Origin of the sequence: Cognatiluteimonas telluris (assembly GCF_011320095.1) — a bacterium.
Classification (GTDB): domain Bacteria; phylum Pseudomonadota; class Gammaproteobacteria; order Xanthomonadales; family Xanthomonadaceae; genus Cognatiluteimonas; species Cognatiluteimonas telluris.
In genome coordinates this window covers 103,646-117,426 of the sequence record NZ_JAANOY010000005.1, presented here as the reverse complement: position 1 = coordinate 117,426, position 13,781 = coordinate 103,646, and the positions used below count along the sequence as shown (strand labels likewise).

15 protein-coding genes and 1 pseudogene are annotated in these 13,781 nt (G+C 69.1%); 7 read left to right on the top strand and 9 right to left on the bottom strand.

Features of this window, described 5'->3' with window-relative positions; translation table 11 throughout:
* The coding region (locus G7B67_RS05550; protein ID WP_207780872.1) for a PPC domain-containing protein at positions 1-154 on the top strand (154 nt) is incomplete at its 5' end.
* Positions 155-331: 177 nt separating this feature from the next.
* Here G7B67_RS05550 and G7B67_RS05545 read toward each other — a convergent pair.
* The 4 genes from G7B67_RS05545 to wrbA are packed head-to-tail and all read right to left on the bottom strand — an operon-like array spanning position 332 to position 3,414.
* Positions 332-817, bottom strand: a complete 486-nt coding sequence (locus tag G7B67_RS05545) for an asparaginase domain-containing protein (RefSeq protein ID WP_166209151.1) — start codon at positions 815-817, stop codon at positions 332-334.
* A gap of 38 nt (positions 818-855) precedes the next feature.
* Positions 856-2,478 (bottom strand): tetratricopeptide repeat-containing sulfotransferase family protein, encoded by a 1,623-nt coding sequence (locus G7B67_RS05540; protein ID WP_243412261.1) that lies wholly within the window; start codon positions 2,476-2,478, stop codon positions 856-858.
* A 4-nt stretch (positions 2,479-2,482) separates the two neighbouring features.
* Entirely contained in the window at positions 2,483-2,824 is a 342-nt protein-coding gene (locus tag G7B67_RS05535) for a DUF2069 domain-containing protein (protein WP_166209148.1), read from the bottom strand.
* A complete protein-coding gene (gene wrbA, locus G7B67_RS05530; protein WP_166209145.1) occupies positions 2,821-3,414 on the bottom strand; it encodes an NAD(P)H:quinone oxidoreductase in 594 nt (197 codons plus the stop codon). Before wrbA ends, G7B67_RS05535 begins: the two co-directional genes overlap by 4 nt.
* Before the next feature lie 68 nt (positions 3,415-3,482).
* Here wrbA and G7B67_RS05525 point away from each other — a divergent pair, with 68 nt between their 5' ends.
* The 6 genes and pseudogenes from G7B67_RS05525 to G7B67_RS05495 all read left to right on the top strand — a co-directional run.
* Positions 3,483-4,784, top strand: a complete 1,302-nt coding sequence (locus G7B67_RS05525) for a YihY family inner membrane protein (RefSeq protein WP_243412260.1) — start codon at positions 3,483-3,485, stop codon at positions 4,782-4,784.
* Complete coding sequence (locus tag G7B67_RS05520) at positions 4,781-5,353, top strand: TlpA family protein disulfide reductase (RefSeq protein WP_166209143.1); 573 nt, start codon at positions 4,781-4,783, stop codon at positions 5,351-5,353. Before G7B67_RS05525 ends, G7B67_RS05520 begins: the two co-directional genes overlap by 4 nt.
* A 3-nt stretch (positions 5,354-5,356) precedes the next feature.
* Positions 5,357-5,629 carry an acylphosphatase gene (yccX, locus tag G7B67_RS05515; protein WP_166209140.1) on the top strand — a complete coding sequence of 91 codons (273 nt, stop codon included), beginning with the start codon at positions 5,357-5,359 and terminating at the stop codon, positions 5,627-5,629.
* Positions 5,630-5,788: 159 nt separating this feature from the next.
* Positions 5,789-6,217: a hypothetical protein gene (locus G7B67_RS05510; RefSeq protein ID WP_166209137.1), complete on the top strand. Its 429-nt coding sequence runs from the start codon at positions 5,789-5,791 to the stop codon at positions 6,215-6,217.
* Between the two features lie 8 nt (positions 6,218-6,225).
* Positions 6,226-7,698: a DUF7125 family protein gene (locus G7B67_RS05505; protein ID WP_243412259.1), complete on the top strand. Its 1,473-nt coding sequence runs from the start codon at positions 6,226-6,228 to the stop codon at positions 7,696-7,698.
* 171 nt (positions 7,699-7,869) lie between these two features.
* Positions 7,870-9,348 (top strand): annotated as a pseudogene (locus tag G7B67_RS05495) (sensor histidine kinase); the annotation flags it as partial.
* A gap of 26 nt (positions 9,349-9,374) precedes the next feature.
* Here the strand turns inward: G7B67_RS05495 and ppk2 are convergent.
* From ppk2 to hemA, 5 genes are all read right to left on the bottom strand, one after another.
* Positions 9,375-10,142: a polyphosphate kinase 2 gene (ppk2, locus tag G7B67_RS05490; protein ID WP_279303953.1), complete on the bottom strand. Its 768-nt coding sequence runs from the start codon at positions 10,140-10,142 to the stop codon at positions 9,375-9,377.
* A gap of 9 nt (positions 10,143-10,151) precedes the next feature.
* On the bottom strand, positions 10,152-10,670 hold the full coding sequence (moaB, locus tag G7B67_RS05485; RefSeq protein ID WP_166209125.1) for a molybdenum cofactor biosynthesis protein B: 519 nt from the start codon (positions 10,668-10,670) through the stop codon (positions 10,152-10,154).
* Between the two features lie 22 nt (positions 10,671-10,692).
* A complete protein-coding gene (locus G7B67_RS05480) occupies positions 10,693-11,169 on the bottom strand; it encodes a GNAT family N-acetyltransferase (RefSeq protein WP_166209122.1) in 477 nt (158 codons plus the stop codon).
* Positions 11,170-11,323: 154 nt separating this feature from the next.
* Positions 11,324-12,409, bottom strand: coding sequence for a peptide chain release factor 1 (gene prfA, locus G7B67_RS05475; RefSeq protein ID WP_166209119.1), 1,086 nt, complete (start codon positions 12,407-12,409; stop codon positions 11,324-11,326).
* Positions 12,410-12,465: 56 nt separating this feature from the next.
* Positions 12,466-13,776: a glutamyl-tRNA reductase gene (gene hemA / locus G7B67_RS05470; RefSeq protein WP_166209116.1), complete on the bottom strand. Its 1,311-nt coding sequence runs from the start codon at positions 13,774-13,776 to the stop codon at positions 12,466-12,468.
* Between the last annotated feature and the right edge of the window lie 5 nt (positions 13,777-13,781).

Sequence of the window (13,781 nt, the reverse complement as noted above, 5' to 3'; positions counted from 1 at the left end):
GCCGACCACGTCCAGCTACAGCTGCCGTCCGTACCTGACCGGCAACAACGAGACCTGCACGTTCAACGCGCCGACGGCGGGGACGTACTACGTCAACGTGCGTGCCTATGCCGCGTACTCGGGCGTCAGCCTGAAGGGCACTGTTTCGCCGTAAGCGCTCCACGATGCCGGCCCGGCGCAAACGCCGGGTCCGGATCGCAAACGGAAAGCCCCGGTCCTGCCGGGGCTTTTTCGTGCCGCGAACCAGGGTGACGCGGCGACCTCCAGGCAGCGGGACGCGGCGGCGCGCAGCCACCTGGCACCTTCGCCGTGGTGCCGCGACGCGTCGCCGTTACAGCGCCTCGAAGCGATTGGCCGCGACGTTCTTGCGCACCCGCGCCGGATCCCACACCCGTCCGTTCATGGCGATGTAGACGCCCGCCGGCAACGACTGCACGGCGCCGACCGCGGTGCCGATGTTGAATTCGGCGTCCGATCCGCGGAAGCGTGCCGGATTCAGCGCGCCGGTGAGCACGATCGTCTTGTCCTTGATCGCCGCCAGCACCTTGGCCGTCTCGACCATGGTGTCGGTCCCGTGGGTCACCAGCACCTGGCGGCTGTCATGGGCGGCGATGGTGGCGCGCAGCAGCTCGCGATCGCCGGCATCGATGTGCAGGGAATCCTTGCGCAGCAGCGGAATCACGCGGAATTCGAACGCCACGCCGAGCTCCTGGAGGATGCGCCCGATCTGCGGCTCACCGACCTGGTAGTCCGACTTGTCGTCGAAATACACCTTGTCGATGGTGCCGCCGGTGGTGACGATCAGCAGGTTGTCCATGGGCCCTATGGTATTGCGCTGGCGGCAGGGGGGCGATTCTAACGGCTGGCGCCCGGTGCCATGGCGACGCTGCCGTCGGCCGCGGCCAGGGCGCGGCGCAGCGGGTCCAGCAGGGCGCCGTAGTGCGCGGCGCGCGCGGTGTCGTCGCGCAGCGGCTGGCGTACCTGCGCGGCGCTGGCGGTGCGCACGCTGCGCCGTGCCTGGTGGAAGGCCAGGCAGCGGGCATCGAAGTCCAGGCCGCAATCCCCAAGCAGGGCGCGGATGCGCGGTTCCGGTCCGGCGAGCAGGTCTTCGTAACGATGCAGGCGGATGTGCGCCGGATCGCGGGCGCGCCACGCATCCATGGCCCGCTCGCAACCGTGCAGGTAGATGGCGATGTCCTCCAGCCGGCAGGAAAAATGCGGCAGCTGGTAGAACTGCTGGCGGAAGCACGACCACGCGGTTTCCAGCCGGTCGCGGCGTACCTCGATGACGGTGGCGCCGGGCAGCATCGCGCGCAGCACGCCGGCATGCTTCCAGTTTTCCGGCATCTTGTCGGTGAAGCGCGGCCGCTGCCGGCGCCAGCGCGCGGTGCGCGCCAAATAGTCCTGTCCGAGGCGATGCCAATCCTGCGCCGTGGCCTCGGCGACCCATTGCGGATACGGACGTTGGCGGCGGATCGATTCGTGCTGGATGACTTCGCCAAGGTCGGGCAGTTCGCTCGCGCCTTCGACTTGGGGATGCGCGGCGAGGATCTGCTCGAACAGCGTCGATCCCGAACGCGGCAGGCCGACGACGAAAATGGCTTCGCGGCCCAGCGTTGCATCCAGTGGCGCTGGCAGTTGCTCGCTTGCGGCGAGCGCGGCTTCGACGAACCGGTTGAAGGCCTCCGCGCTCCACGGCGCGCGTCGCTGCAGCAGCGCGTTGGCCTGTGCGAGCGCGGCGAAGGCCTGCGGGTGGCGGCCGCGATCTTCCTCGAGCTTGCCGAGCGCGTACGCCATCGCGATGCGATCGGCTTCGGTGAGGTCGCCGCGCGACAGCTGCTGCGCCAGCGCCGTGGCATCGGCGTCGGACAACGCGCGCGTCTTGATGTTCGACAGACCGCGCCAGGCATCGCCGCAGGCCGGGTGCAGTCGCAACGCGGCGCGATAGCGTGCCTGGGCCTCGTCGAAGCGGCCCAGGTGGACCAGCGCGTCGCCGAGCAGGATCGTGGCCGGCAGCAGTTCCGGTGCCAGCGTGCAGGCGTGCCGCAATGCTTCGGCCGCGTCGGCACTGTCGCCGGCCAGCTGCAGGTTGCGGCCGAGGTTGAACCACGGCATCGCCTCCCTCGGCGACAGCGCGCAGGCCTTGCGCCATGTGGAAAATGCCGCCTCGCGCTCGCCGCAGGCCATCTGCGCGATCGCCAGGTCGTTGAGCAGCACAGCATCGGTGGGCCGTTGCAACAGCGCGCGTTCGAACAACGCCACCGCATCGGCGGGGCGGTGCTGGCGTCCGTGCAGCAGGCCGAGCAGGCGCAAAGCCTCGGGATGGTCGGGGGCTGCGTCCAGCACTTCGGCAAGCAGGCGGCCGGCGTCGGCCAGCGCGCCATCGCGGATGGCGCGTGCGGCGGCGTGCATGCGCGCAACCTGGGGCGCGGTCAATCCCTGCATGCGCGGGTCCGGCGCCGGTGCGCCCGTTGCCATCGATTTACCTGCGCGCCGCGCGCGCCGCGAACCGCGCGCGAAGGCCGGTCAGGCTGGCCGCGAGCACGATCGCGATCGCCAGCAGCGCTTCGCCCAGCGCAAGCCAGCGCTCCGGCGGCCTGGTCCACGCCACCATGACGCCGTGCGAGAACCACGCCAGCGCGAACACGCCGGCCCAGAATCCCGTGCGCGCGCCGCCGCCGCGCAGCAGCGCGATGGCCAGCCACGCCGGCGGGATCGCGAACACGCCGAGCGCGACCCATTCGGCGCGTGCAACGAACCACACGGCGTATAGCGCGACCAGCGCGATGAGCGCGATCGCCAGCAACATGCGCGCCCGGGTCATGCCGACAACCTCGCTGCCAGCACGGCGATGCGGCGGCCGAGGGCGCGTGCCAGCGCCGCTTCGTCGTCGCTGGGCTGGATGTCGTCGCGGGTGCCGGCGACATGGCTGGCGCCATACGGCGTGCCACCGGTGCGGGTCGTGCTGAGCAGCGGCTCGGTGAAGGGAATGCCTGCGATCACGCAACCGTGGTGCAGCAGCGGCAGCATCATCGACAGCAACGTCGACTCCTGCCCGCCGTGCAGCGTCGAGGTCGAGGTGAACACGCCGGCCGGCTTGCCCACCAGGGTGCCGCTGGCCCATTCGGCGCCAAGGCCGTCGATGAAGTGCTTCAGCGGCGCGGCCATGTTGCCGAAGCGGGTGGGGCTTCCGAGCAGCAGGCCGGCGCATTCGTCCAGGTCGCTGCGTTCGACGTAAGGCGCGCCTTCCTCGGGCACCGGCGGTGCGGCGACCTGGGTCGCGATCGCCACCGGCGGCACCGTGCGCAGGCGCGCGTTCATCCCGGCGACTTCGCCGACCCCGCGTGCGACCTGACGCGCAAGCCGCGCCACGGAACCGCCGCGGCTGTAATAGAGGACGAGGATGTCGGTCATGGCCGACAGGATACGGGGAAAGCCGCCCACGCCGCCTCATTGCACGGCCATCGGTTACCCTTCGGCCGATGGAGCCGATGGACGCCTTCAACCACCTGCAGCAGCGCCTGGGCGAGCGGATCCGCGATCGCCTGCGCGATCGGGCGCGTGCGCATTCGTTCTTCAGGTTCATGGGCCGACGCTTCCTCGACGACCGCCTGTTCGAATCGGCCGGTGCACTGTCGTTCACCACCGTCTTTGCGCTGGTGCCGTTGTCGATGGTGGTGTTCGGCGTGCTGGCGGCCTTCCCGGCCTTCGTCGGCTGGCGCCGGCAGCTGAGTGATTACGTGTTCTCCAACTTCGTCCCGAGCTCGGCGCGCGAGGTCGAGCACTACCTGCAGCAGTTTTCCGACAACATGACCGCGCTCACCACGGCCGGCGTGATCGCGCTGGTGGTGTCGCTGCTGATCACGCTGACCAGCGTGGAGGCGACCTTCAACCGCATCTGGCGCGTCCCGATCGCGCGACCGAAGTTCAGCCGCTTCCTCGTGTACTGGACGGTGCTCACGCTCGGCGGCCTGGTGGCGGCGACCAGCCTTGCGTTGTCCTCGCGCCTGTTCGCGCTGCCGCTGTTCGCGACCGCGCCGGGCCAGGCGTTGGAAACGGTGATGCTGCGTTTCACGCCCATGGTGATCGAGTTGTTGTCGTTCGCCACGATCTTCCGCGTCGTCCCGCACCGCACGGTGAAGTGGCGGCATGCGCTGATGGGCGCGCTGCTGTCGGTGCTGCTGTTCGAAGCGGTGAAGTGGGGCATCGGCGTCTACCTGGGCAGCTTCGGCTCCTACCAGAAGATCTACGGGCCGCTGGCGTTCGTGCCGGTGTTCCTGCTGTGGATCTTCCTTGGCTGGGTCTCGATCCTGTTCGGCGCGTCTTCGGCCGCGGCGCTGGCGGCCTTCCGCTACCAGCCGGCGGCGATGCGCCTGCCTGAAGGGTTCGAGATCTACGGCCTGCTGCGCATGCTCGGGCGTTTCGCCGAGCGGCGGCGCAGCGGACGCGGCCTGCACAGCGACGACATCCAGCAGCTGGAACCGATCCTCACCGACGAACTGGTGCAGGAAATGCTGGGCGACCTGTGCCGGATCGGCCTGCTCAGCCGCGCCGAATCCGGCGAGTGGCTCTTGGCGCGCGACCTCGACGACGTGACCATGGCCGACCTCTACGAAGCTTGCCAGTTGCGGATCCCGATCCTCGAAGCGCACCTGCCGTGCCGCGAAGATGCCCTGGGCGCGGCGGCCGTCGCCGAACTCGACCAGCTGCGGCTGCCGCTGCGCGACCTGCTCAAGCGGCGGGTGGCGACCCTCTACGATCCACCTTCCACGGGACCTGCATGAATCGCCTGCTCATCGCCTGCTGCCTGGCGGCACTGCTTGTGGCCTGCAAGCCATCCAGCGACGGCGCGAAGACACCCGCCGCCACCGCAGCCGTGGCACCCACGCCGGCATCGTCGGTATCGCCGGCGACATCGGCACCAGCGCCCCGCCCCGAACACCCGACACTCCAGGTCACCACGCTGGACGGAACGCACTACGACCTGGCCGCGCATCGCGGCAAATGGGTGGTGGTGAATTTCTGGGCGACCTGGTGCGGGCCGTGCCTGAAGGAAATGCCTGAGCTGTCAGCGCTGGACGCGATGCGCGAACACATTGAAGTCGTGGGCCTGGCCTACGAGGACATCACGCCGGCGGACATGAAGGCGTTCCTGGACAAGCATCCGGTCGTGTATCCGATCGCGATCCTGGATGTCTATGCACCGCCATCGGATTTCGACACCCCGCGCGGCCTGCCGACGACGTACCTGATCGCGCCGGACGGAACAGTCGCCAGGCAGTTCCTCGGGCCGGTCACGGCGAAGGACATCGAGTCCGCGATCGCCGCCGCCGGCGGGCCCCAGGCCGCCTGAGCGATGGACGCTGCGGCGCGCTTCCTGGTCAGCGGCGTGGTGCAGGGCGTGTGCTTCCGCGCCAATACCCAGGCGCAGGCGCAAAGGCTGGGCGTGCGCGGCCATGCACGCAACCTTGCGGACGGGCGTGTCGAAGTGCTGGCGGTCGGTGGCGCCGACGCAGTGGACCAGTTGGCGCACTGGCTGCAGCATGGACCGCCGCACGCACGCGTCGACTACGTGCAGCGCGAAGAGGCACGGGCCAGCGATGCTGGCGTGGGCTTCGCCGTCGGTTGAGGCGCGCGTTGCGCCATGCATCCACACGCCCGCTTCGGTCCGATCCACCCGCTGGCGCGGCTGTCCGGGCTTTCTGAGCGAGCCCGTTGCGCTTTCGGCGCACCGTCACCTCTACAGGGCTAGACTCAGGTGTCGTCTTCGGATTCAGCACTCATTCCAGTGGAAAGTCCTGAAAGCCGACGGATCGCCGTCCACCTCTCGCGCAGCGCCACCCAGGGCGCGGATCCGGCGCGGATCGCAGCCATGGTGGTGGCGATCTGGCTGGAAATCGATGCGACGTTGCGACCCATCCTCGGCCAGCGCGGGGTGGCATCGCTGTTCCGGCGCAGCGTGCACCTCACGACCGCCGATCATCCCTGGTTCGCGGCGATGCAGGATTCCATGCATCCCACGCTGGACCTCGCCGCGCTGGAGGCCACGCTGGCGGGCCAGGACAACCTCGAAGCCGCGGCGGGTGGCGGCGATCTTCTGCAGGCGTTCCATGAACTGCTTGCCAGCCTGGTCGGGACAACGCTCACCGACCAGCTGCTCAGCTCCATCTGGGCCAACTTTTCGCGCGGCGACGCTGCGCAGGACGGATCGCGATGACCTCCAAAGTGACAATCAATCGCCTGTCCACCGGTGTTCCCGGCCTCGATGAAGTACTCGGCGGAGGGCTGCCGGAGTTTTCCTTCAACCTGATTGCCGGCTCGCCCGGTTGCGGCAAGACGACGCTGGCGCACCAGATGATGTTCGCGCTGGCCACGCCGCAGCGCCCCGGGTTGTATTTCACGGTGCTGGGCGAGCCCCCGCTGAAGATGCTGCGCTACCAGCAGCAGTTCGGGTTTTTCGACAACGATGCCATCAACCGCTCGGTGTACTTCGTCAATCTTTCCGAGGAAGCATTGAGCGGGGATTTCGACCGCGTGCTGCAGGCGATCGTGGCGGGCGTGGAGACCCATCGGCCGGCCGTGGTGTTCGTGGACTCGTTTCGCTCGATGTCGCATGCCGGCGGCGCCGACCGGGCGCACAACGACCTGCAGCAGTTCGTGCAACAGCTGGGCATGTTGATGACCAGCTGGCAGGCCACCACGTTCCTCATCGGCGAGTACGGCGCGGCCGACGAGGCCAATCCGGTCTTCACCGTGGCCGACGGCATGCTCTGCCTGACCCAGAGCGTCGAGCGCAACTCCATGGTGCGCAAGCTGCAGGTGACCAAGATGCGCGGACAGGCCACGCTGCCCGGATCGCACACGTTCCGCATCACGCGTGACGGCATCCGGGTGTTCGCGCCGGCGCCGGTGGGTGCCGCGACCAGCGCCAGCGCCGCGCCGTTGCCCGAGCGGGCGATGACCGGCGTGGACGAACTCGATGCGATGCTCGGCGGCGGCTTGCCGCGGGGCTATTCGCTGCTGGTGGCAGGTCCTTCGGGCTCCGGCAAGAGCATCCTGGCATCCAGCTTCCTGGTCGAAGGCGATCGCCGTGGCGAGACCGGCGTGATCGCCGCGTTCGACCAGAATCCGTTCCGCTCGCGCGACCGGCGGATTGCCGACCTGATCGATCGCAACCGCGTCGGCCTGGTCCACAAACTGTCGCCGGACCTGTCGATCGACGAGACCGTCCAGCACGTGCTGCAGGAGATCCGCAGGCTCGGCGCCACGCGGGTGGTGATCGATTCGCTCTCGGGCTTCGAGTTGTCGATCGCGCCGGCGTTCCGCGAGGATTTCCGCGAGAAGATGCTGCGCATGCTCACCGCCTTCGCGGCCGAGGGCGTGACCGTGCTGATGACGTCCGAGCTCGAGGACCGCTATACCGACCTGCGCTTCAGCCCGTACGGCACCGCCTTCCTGACCGATGCGATCGTCGTGCAGCGCTACATGGAAGTCGACAGCCGCCTGCTGCGCATGATGGCGGTGGTCAAGGTCCGTGCCAGCGATCATTCCAACGAACTGCGCGAGTACACCATCAACGACCAGGGCATCCAGGTCGGCGGCCGGCTGGTGGCGCTGGAAGGCCTGCTGGGCGGACGCCCGCGCCTGAAGCACGACCGCGCGCGGCGGGATGAATCCGACGCCGCGGTCGGCGATTAGGCCCACCGGCGTGCAACCCATTCCGGGCCCACCGCGCGATCCTGCCCCAGAGGGGGTGGTCGAACTGGGCCAGTTGCAGGCGCAGATCCAGCAGGCCAGCGACCGGCTCGGCCGCCTGCGCGCCGCCATTGCCGAGGCCGAGCAGGTGCTCGACGCCGGCCAAGCAACGCAATTGGCGATGGCAGCCAACGAGCAGCTGGTGGTGTCGTCGCTGCAGGCGCGCTCGGACGTGGCGTCGGCCGAACGCGCGCTGGAGGAGGCCTGCCAGCAGGCCGGGCACGACGCGTTGACCAGGCTGCCCAACCGACTGCTGCTCAGGGATCGTTTCGTGCAGGCGATCGCTGCGGCCAAACGGCACGATGCGATGCTCGCGCTGCTCCTGCTGGACCTCAACGGCTTCAGGCAGATCAACGACACGCTCGGCCGTGCCGTGGGCGACGACGTGCTGCGACGGGCGGCGGACTGCTTCGTCTCCGCCGTGCGCGGCGAAGATACCGCCAGCCGCCAGGGCGACGACGAATTCCTGATCCTGCTGACCGAAGTCTCGCAGGCCGACGACGCGGCACTGGTCGCCGAGAAGGTGATCGCGGCGCTCGGGGCCCCCATCGTGTCGGCGACCATGTGATCCGGCTCACCGCCAGCATCGGCATCAGCGTCTATCCCGAGGACGGCCGTGATCCGGACACCCTGATCGCGCGCGCCGGCGCGGCGATGTCGCGGGCCAGGAAACACGGCGTGGGCAGCTGCGCCTTCCACGGCGAGGACATGCTGGGCCAGCGCAGCGGCGCGCCGACGCTGGATTCGCTGCACAAACCGCTGGCGCATTTCGGCCACTCGCTGGCTGAGCACGAACGCCGGCACGGCCAGATCCGCGATGCCAACGAGCAGCTGATCCTGGCCGCGCTGGATGCGCGCGAGCTCGGTGCCGCCGCCGAACACGCGCACCAGCAGCAGACCGCGTTCCTGGCGGTGCTCGCGCACGAACTGCGCAATCCGTTGACGCCGATCCGCACGGCCGCGGCCCTGCTCAGCCACGTGGGTTCCGACGAACTTCCACGCATGCAGGCCATCATCGAGCGCCAGGTCACCCACATGTCGCGGTTGATCAGCGACCTGTTCGATGCCTCGCGGGTGAGCACCGGCAAGCTGCGGCTGGAGCGCCAGCGCGTCGACATGGCTGCCATCATCGACGAGGCCATCGCCATCTGCCGGCCGGCGATGGACGTGCGGCTGCAGCACTTCGGGGTGCTGGTGCCGGCGCGCGCGCTGCCGGTCGACGGCGATCCGGTCCGGCTGGTGCAGGTGGTGTCCAACCTGCTCGACAACGCCTCCAAGTACACGCCCGACGGCGGTGAGATCGCACTGTCGGTGGTGGCGTCCGATGGCATGCTGGTGCTCAGCGTCTGCGACACAGGCATCGGCATCAGCCCGGAGAGCCTGCCCAAGGTGTTCGATCCCTTCGTGCAGGACGCGCACGCCACGGGCTTCAATGGGTTTGGCCTCGGCATCGGCCTGACCGTCGTGCGCGAGCTGGTCGAGGCGCACGGCGGCAGCGTGGTCGCCAGCAGCCGGGGCAGTGATCGGGGCAGCCGGTTCGTGGTGACGCTGCCGTTGCTGGAGGATATGTCGCCGGCGCCTGTGGCGGGTTGATCGCGCGCGTCGCCCGTCGGAAGTCGTCAGCCGGCGATTGGCGCCAGCGGCGCGACCACGTCGAAATGTTCCTTCAGCGGCTCGCCCGCCAGCGGCGGGAAGTCGGTGGTTTTTTCCGCGACGCAGGTGTCGGGCAGGCGATCGAGCAGGTTGCGGATCAGCGTGAGCCGGCCGCGCTTCTGGTCGTTGAAGTCAACCAGGGTCCATGGCGCATCGTTGGTGTGGGTGGCACGCAGCATCGCTTCGCGCGCGTGGGTGTAGTCGGCGTAATGCTGGCGTGCCTGCAGGTCGATCGGTGAAAGTTTCCAGCGCTTGAGCGGATCGTCGAGCCGCTCGGCGAACCGCTCCTCCTGCTCGGCCTGGTCGCAGCACAGCCAGTACTTGAACAACAGGATCCCGTCGTCGACCAGCAGCTTCTCGAACAACGGCGCCTGGCGCAGGAAGGCATCGACCTCGGCCTGGGTGGCGAAGCCCATCACCCGCTCCACGCCGGCGCGGTTGTACCAGCTGCGATCGAAGAGCGTGATCTCGCCCGCCGCCGGCAGGTGCGCGACATAACGCTGGAAATACCACTGCGTCTTCTCGCGCCCGGTGGGCGTCGGCAGCGCGGCGACATGGCACTGGCGCGGGTTCAGGTGCTCGCGGATGGCATTGATCGTGCCGCCCTTGCCCGCCGTATCGCGGCCTTCGAACAGCACCACCAGCCGCTGCCCGGTCGCCTGGACCCAGCGCGCCGCGGCGACCAAATCCAGCTGCATCGGTTCGAGCAGCTTCTTGTAATGCTTTTTCTTCACCGCGCCAGTTCACTCCTTCAGGCGTGGACGCAGCGTGGCGAGGTTGCACGGGCGGGTGCGGGCGTCGAGCTGCGCACGCACGATGCGTTCCCAGGCGGTGCGGCAGGCCGATGTCGAACCAGGCAGCGCGAACACGAACGTGCCGTTGGCCAGGCCGGCGAAGGCGCGCGACTGCAGCGAGGACGTGGCGATCTCCTCGAACGAAATCGCGCGGAAGATCTCGCCGAAGCCCGGCATGGTCTTGTCCAGCAGCGGCAGCAGGGCTTCGGGGGTCGAATCGCGGCCGGTGAAGCCGGTGCCGCCGGTGACGAGGATGCCGTCGACCGCCGCATCGGCGATCCATCGCGAGACGAGCGCGCGCAGCCGGTAGCGATCGTCTGGCAGCAGCGCGCGCTCGTGCAGCAGATGCCCGGCTTCGGCCAATGCGGCGGCGAGGTAATCGCCCGAGCTGTCCTCGGCCAGCGTGCGCGAGTCGGAGACGGTGAGCACGCAGATGCGCAGCGGGAGGAAGGCGGCGGTCGAGGTCATGCGCGACAGTGTAGGGCGGGTTTCAACCCGCCGCAGATTGCACCGACGACCGGCAGGGAAGCGGCAACGAATACCACTGGCTCTCATCCTCTGACCAGCCGGCCGCGCGATACAGCGCGCGGGCACCCGCATTGTCGCGACCGGTCTCGAGCATGATCGCCGCGGCGCCATCGTCGCGGGCAAAACCGGCCGCCGCGTCGAGCAGCGCGCGGGCGACGCCGCTGCGGCGCGCATCGCTGGCGACGAACAGGTCATTGAGGATCCACAGCCGCGCGGTGCGCACCGAGGAGAACATCGGATAGAGCTGGGTGAAGCCGACGGCGATCCCGTCGCGTGTTGCGACCAGGACGACGGATTCGCTGCCCCGCAGGCGTGCCTCCAGCCAGTCGCGTGCGCGTTGCGGATCGGATGGTTGCGCGTAGAACTGGCGATAGGCGTCGAACAGGGGAGCGACCGCATCGAGGTCGACGAGCTGCGCGCGGTGGATCGAAACGGTCATGCACCCTCGGTAGGAGCGGCCTGAGCCGCGAGCTTGTCGCGCAGCATGCAGCAATCGACCGCTCGCGGCTGAAGCCGGCTCCTGCGAACGGCCGCAGCGCGGGGTGCTGCCGCCCGCCGCCACCAGTCTGCAGTTTATCGGCGGGCAGCAGCAATCATGCGCCCGCCGCCAGGCGCGCCAGTTCATCGGCCTGGTGCTCGCGCGCCAGCCGTTCGACCAGGGCGTCGAGATTGCCCTGCAGCACGTTCGGCAGGTCGTACACGGTCAGGCCCTCGACGCGGTGGTCTGTGATGCGCCCCTGCGGGTAGTTGTAGGTGCGGATGCGCTGGCTGCGGTCGCCGCTGCCGACCTGCAGCTTGCGGTCCTGCGCCTGCGCTGATTCGCGTTTCGCCGTTTCGGCTTCGATGAGCATGGCCTTGAGCCGTTTCATCGCCTTGTCGCGATTGGCGTGCTGGCTGCGCTCGGTCTGCGACTCGACCACCACGCCGCTGGGGACGTGGGTGATCCGGATCGCCGATTCGGTCTTGTTGACGTGCTGGCCGCCAGCGCCGGAGGAGCGGAAGGTGTCGACCTTGAGGTCGGCGGGATTGATGTCGATCGCGATGTCGCTGCCGTCCTCGGCGATGATCGCCACCGTTGCCGCCGAGGTGTGGATGCGGCCCTGCGATTCGGTTTCCGGCACGCGCTGGACGCGATGGGTGCCGGATTCGAATTTCAACTTCGAATACGCGCCGCGGCCTTCGACGCGGGCGACGATCTCGCGGTAGCCGCCGTGCTCGCCGTCGCTGGCCGATTCGACGTCGATCTTCCAGCCCTGCCGCTCGGCGTAGCGCGCATACATGCGGAACAGGTCGCCGGCGAAGATCGCCGCCTCGTCGCCGCCGGTGCCGGCGCGCACTTCCAGGTAGAGGTTGCCGTCATCGCGCGGATCCTTCGGCACCAGCTGCGCCATCAGCTGCGCATCGAGGGCCCCCAGGCGCGCGCTGGCGGCGGCGATTTCCTCGTCGGCCAGTTCGCGCAGTTCCGGATCGCTGCGCATCGCGTCGGCCGCGGCGAGATCCTGGCGCGCCCGGGCTTCAGCAGCCAGTCCCTGCGCGAGAGGTTCCAGCCGCGAAAACTCGCGCGAAAGAGTGCGGAAGCGCTCGTTGTCCGACATCACGCCCGGATCGGCGAGCAGGCGCTCGAGTTCCTCGCGGCGTTCGATCAGGGCTTCGAGCTTGCGACGCAGGGACGGATGCATGGGGGAACCGGTAGGAGGGAGCGGACAGCAGGCGACACAGCCAGCGAACGGCTTCGCTAACGTTCGTCACCGCGGACCAGCAGCGAGCCTTCGGCGATGCCCGGTTCGCTCGTCTCCGCTCCCGCTTCGGCCGGGAACAACTTCTCGGCCGCCCGCGCCAGTTCGCCGTCGCCGGTCACCGCGGCCTCGCGCAGGGCGATCGTCGGTGCATGCAACAGGCGATTGGTCAGCGTGTGCGCAAGGAACTCCAGCACCGCCTCCGGATCCTGCCCGCCGGCCAGCTGCTGGCGCGCCTTGGCCAGCACTTCGACGCGCGCGCTGTCGCCATGCGCGCGCAGGCGCTTGAGCGGCGCGTTGCGGGTGCCCGCGGCCATGGTTTCGACGAAACGCGACACCTGCAGTTCGACGATCGCCTCGGCAGCTTCGGCCGCCTCGCGGCGGCTGCGGCGGTTGTCTTCGACCACGCGCTCGAGGTCGTCGACGGTGTAGAGGAAAACGTCCTTGAGGCTGGCGACGTCGGCGGCGATGTCGCGCGGCACGGCCAGGTCGAGCAGCATCATCGGGCGGTGGCGTCGCTGCGCCAGCGCCGCGGAGACATGCGCCTTGTGCAGCACCGGCGCGCGGCTGGCGGTGGCCGAAAACACGATGTCGGCGTCGCCCAGGTGGCGATCGATCTCGGCCAGCGGCACCGCGACGCCACCGTGGCGGCTGGCCAGCGCCTGCGCATGGGACAGCGTGCGGTTGGCCACCAGCAGGCGCTTGACCCGCGCCTGGGTCAGGTGGCGGGCGACCAGCTCGATGGTTTCGCCCGCGCCGATCAGCAGCACCGAAGAATCCTCCGGACGCGCGAAACTGCCCTGTGCCAGGCGCACCGCGGCCGAGGCGACCGACACCGGGTTGGCGCCGATGCGGGTGTCGGTGCGTGCGCGCTTGGCGGTGACGAAGGCCTGCTGGAACAGCCGATCCAGCTGCCCGCCCAAGGTGCCGGCGGCGCGCGACGCGGCCCAGGCATGTTTCACCTGGCCCAGGATCTGCGGCTCGCCCAGCACCAGCGAATCCAGCCCGGTCGCCACCCGGAACAGATGGCGCACGGCATTGGCGTCGTAATGCCAGTAGAGGTAGGCCTGCAGCTCGGCGGCGCCGTCGTCGTGGCGCGCGAGCCACTCACCCAGCGCGCGACCTTCGTCGTCGGCCACGGCATACAGCTCGGTGCGGTTGCAGGTGGACAGCAATGCCACTTCCTGCACCGACGGCAATGCTTTGAGCGACGCCAGCGCGGGCGCGAGGATGTCATCGGCAAACGCCACCCGTTCGCGCAGGTGGACCGGCGCGGTCTGGTGGTTGAGGCCGAGTGCGAGCAGGGTCATCGGGA

Coding starts and splice junctions, on each gene's coding strand:
- yccX (WP_166209140.1), top strand. CDS start 5,357: ATGGACGCTGCGGCGCGCTTCCTGGTCAGCGGCGTGGTGCAGGGCGTG.
- prfA (WP_166209119.1), bottom strand. CDS start 12,409: ATGCATCCGTCCCTGCGTCGCAAGCTCGAAGCCCTGATCGAACGCCGC.
- G7B67_RS05480 (WP_166209122.1), bottom strand. CDS start 11,169: ATGACCGTTTCGATCCACCGCGCGCAGCTCGTCGACCTCGATGCGGTC.
- G7B67_RS05520 (WP_166209143.1), top strand. CDS start 4,781: ATGAATCGCCTGCTCATCGCCTGCTGCCTGGCGGCACTGCTTGTGGCC.
- wrbA (WP_166209145.1), bottom strand. CDS start 3,414: ATGACCGACATCCTCGTCCTCTATTACAGCCGCGGCGGTTCCGTGGCG.
- G7B67_RS05540 (WP_243412261.1), bottom strand. CDS start 2,478: ATGGCAACGGGCGCACCGGCGCCGGACCCGCGCATGCAGGGATTGACC.
- G7B67_RS05535 (WP_166209148.1), bottom strand. CDS start 2,824: ATGACCCGGGCGCGCATGTTGCTGGCGATCGCGCTCATCGCGCTGGTC.
- moaB (WP_166209125.1), bottom strand. CDS start 10,670: ATGACCTCGACCGCCGCCTTCCTCCCGCTGCGCATCTGCGTGCTCACC.
- G7B67_RS05545 (WP_166209151.1), bottom strand. CDS start 817: ATGGACAACCTGCTGATCGTCACCACCGGCGGCACCATCGACAAGGTG.
- G7B67_RS05525 (WP_243412260.1), top strand. CDS start 3,483: ATGGAGCCGATGGACGCCTTCAACCACCTGCAGCAGCGCCTGGGCGAG.
- hemA (WP_166209116.1), bottom strand. CDS start 13,776: ATGACCCTGCTCGCACTCGGCCTCAACCACCAGACCGCGCCGGTCCAC.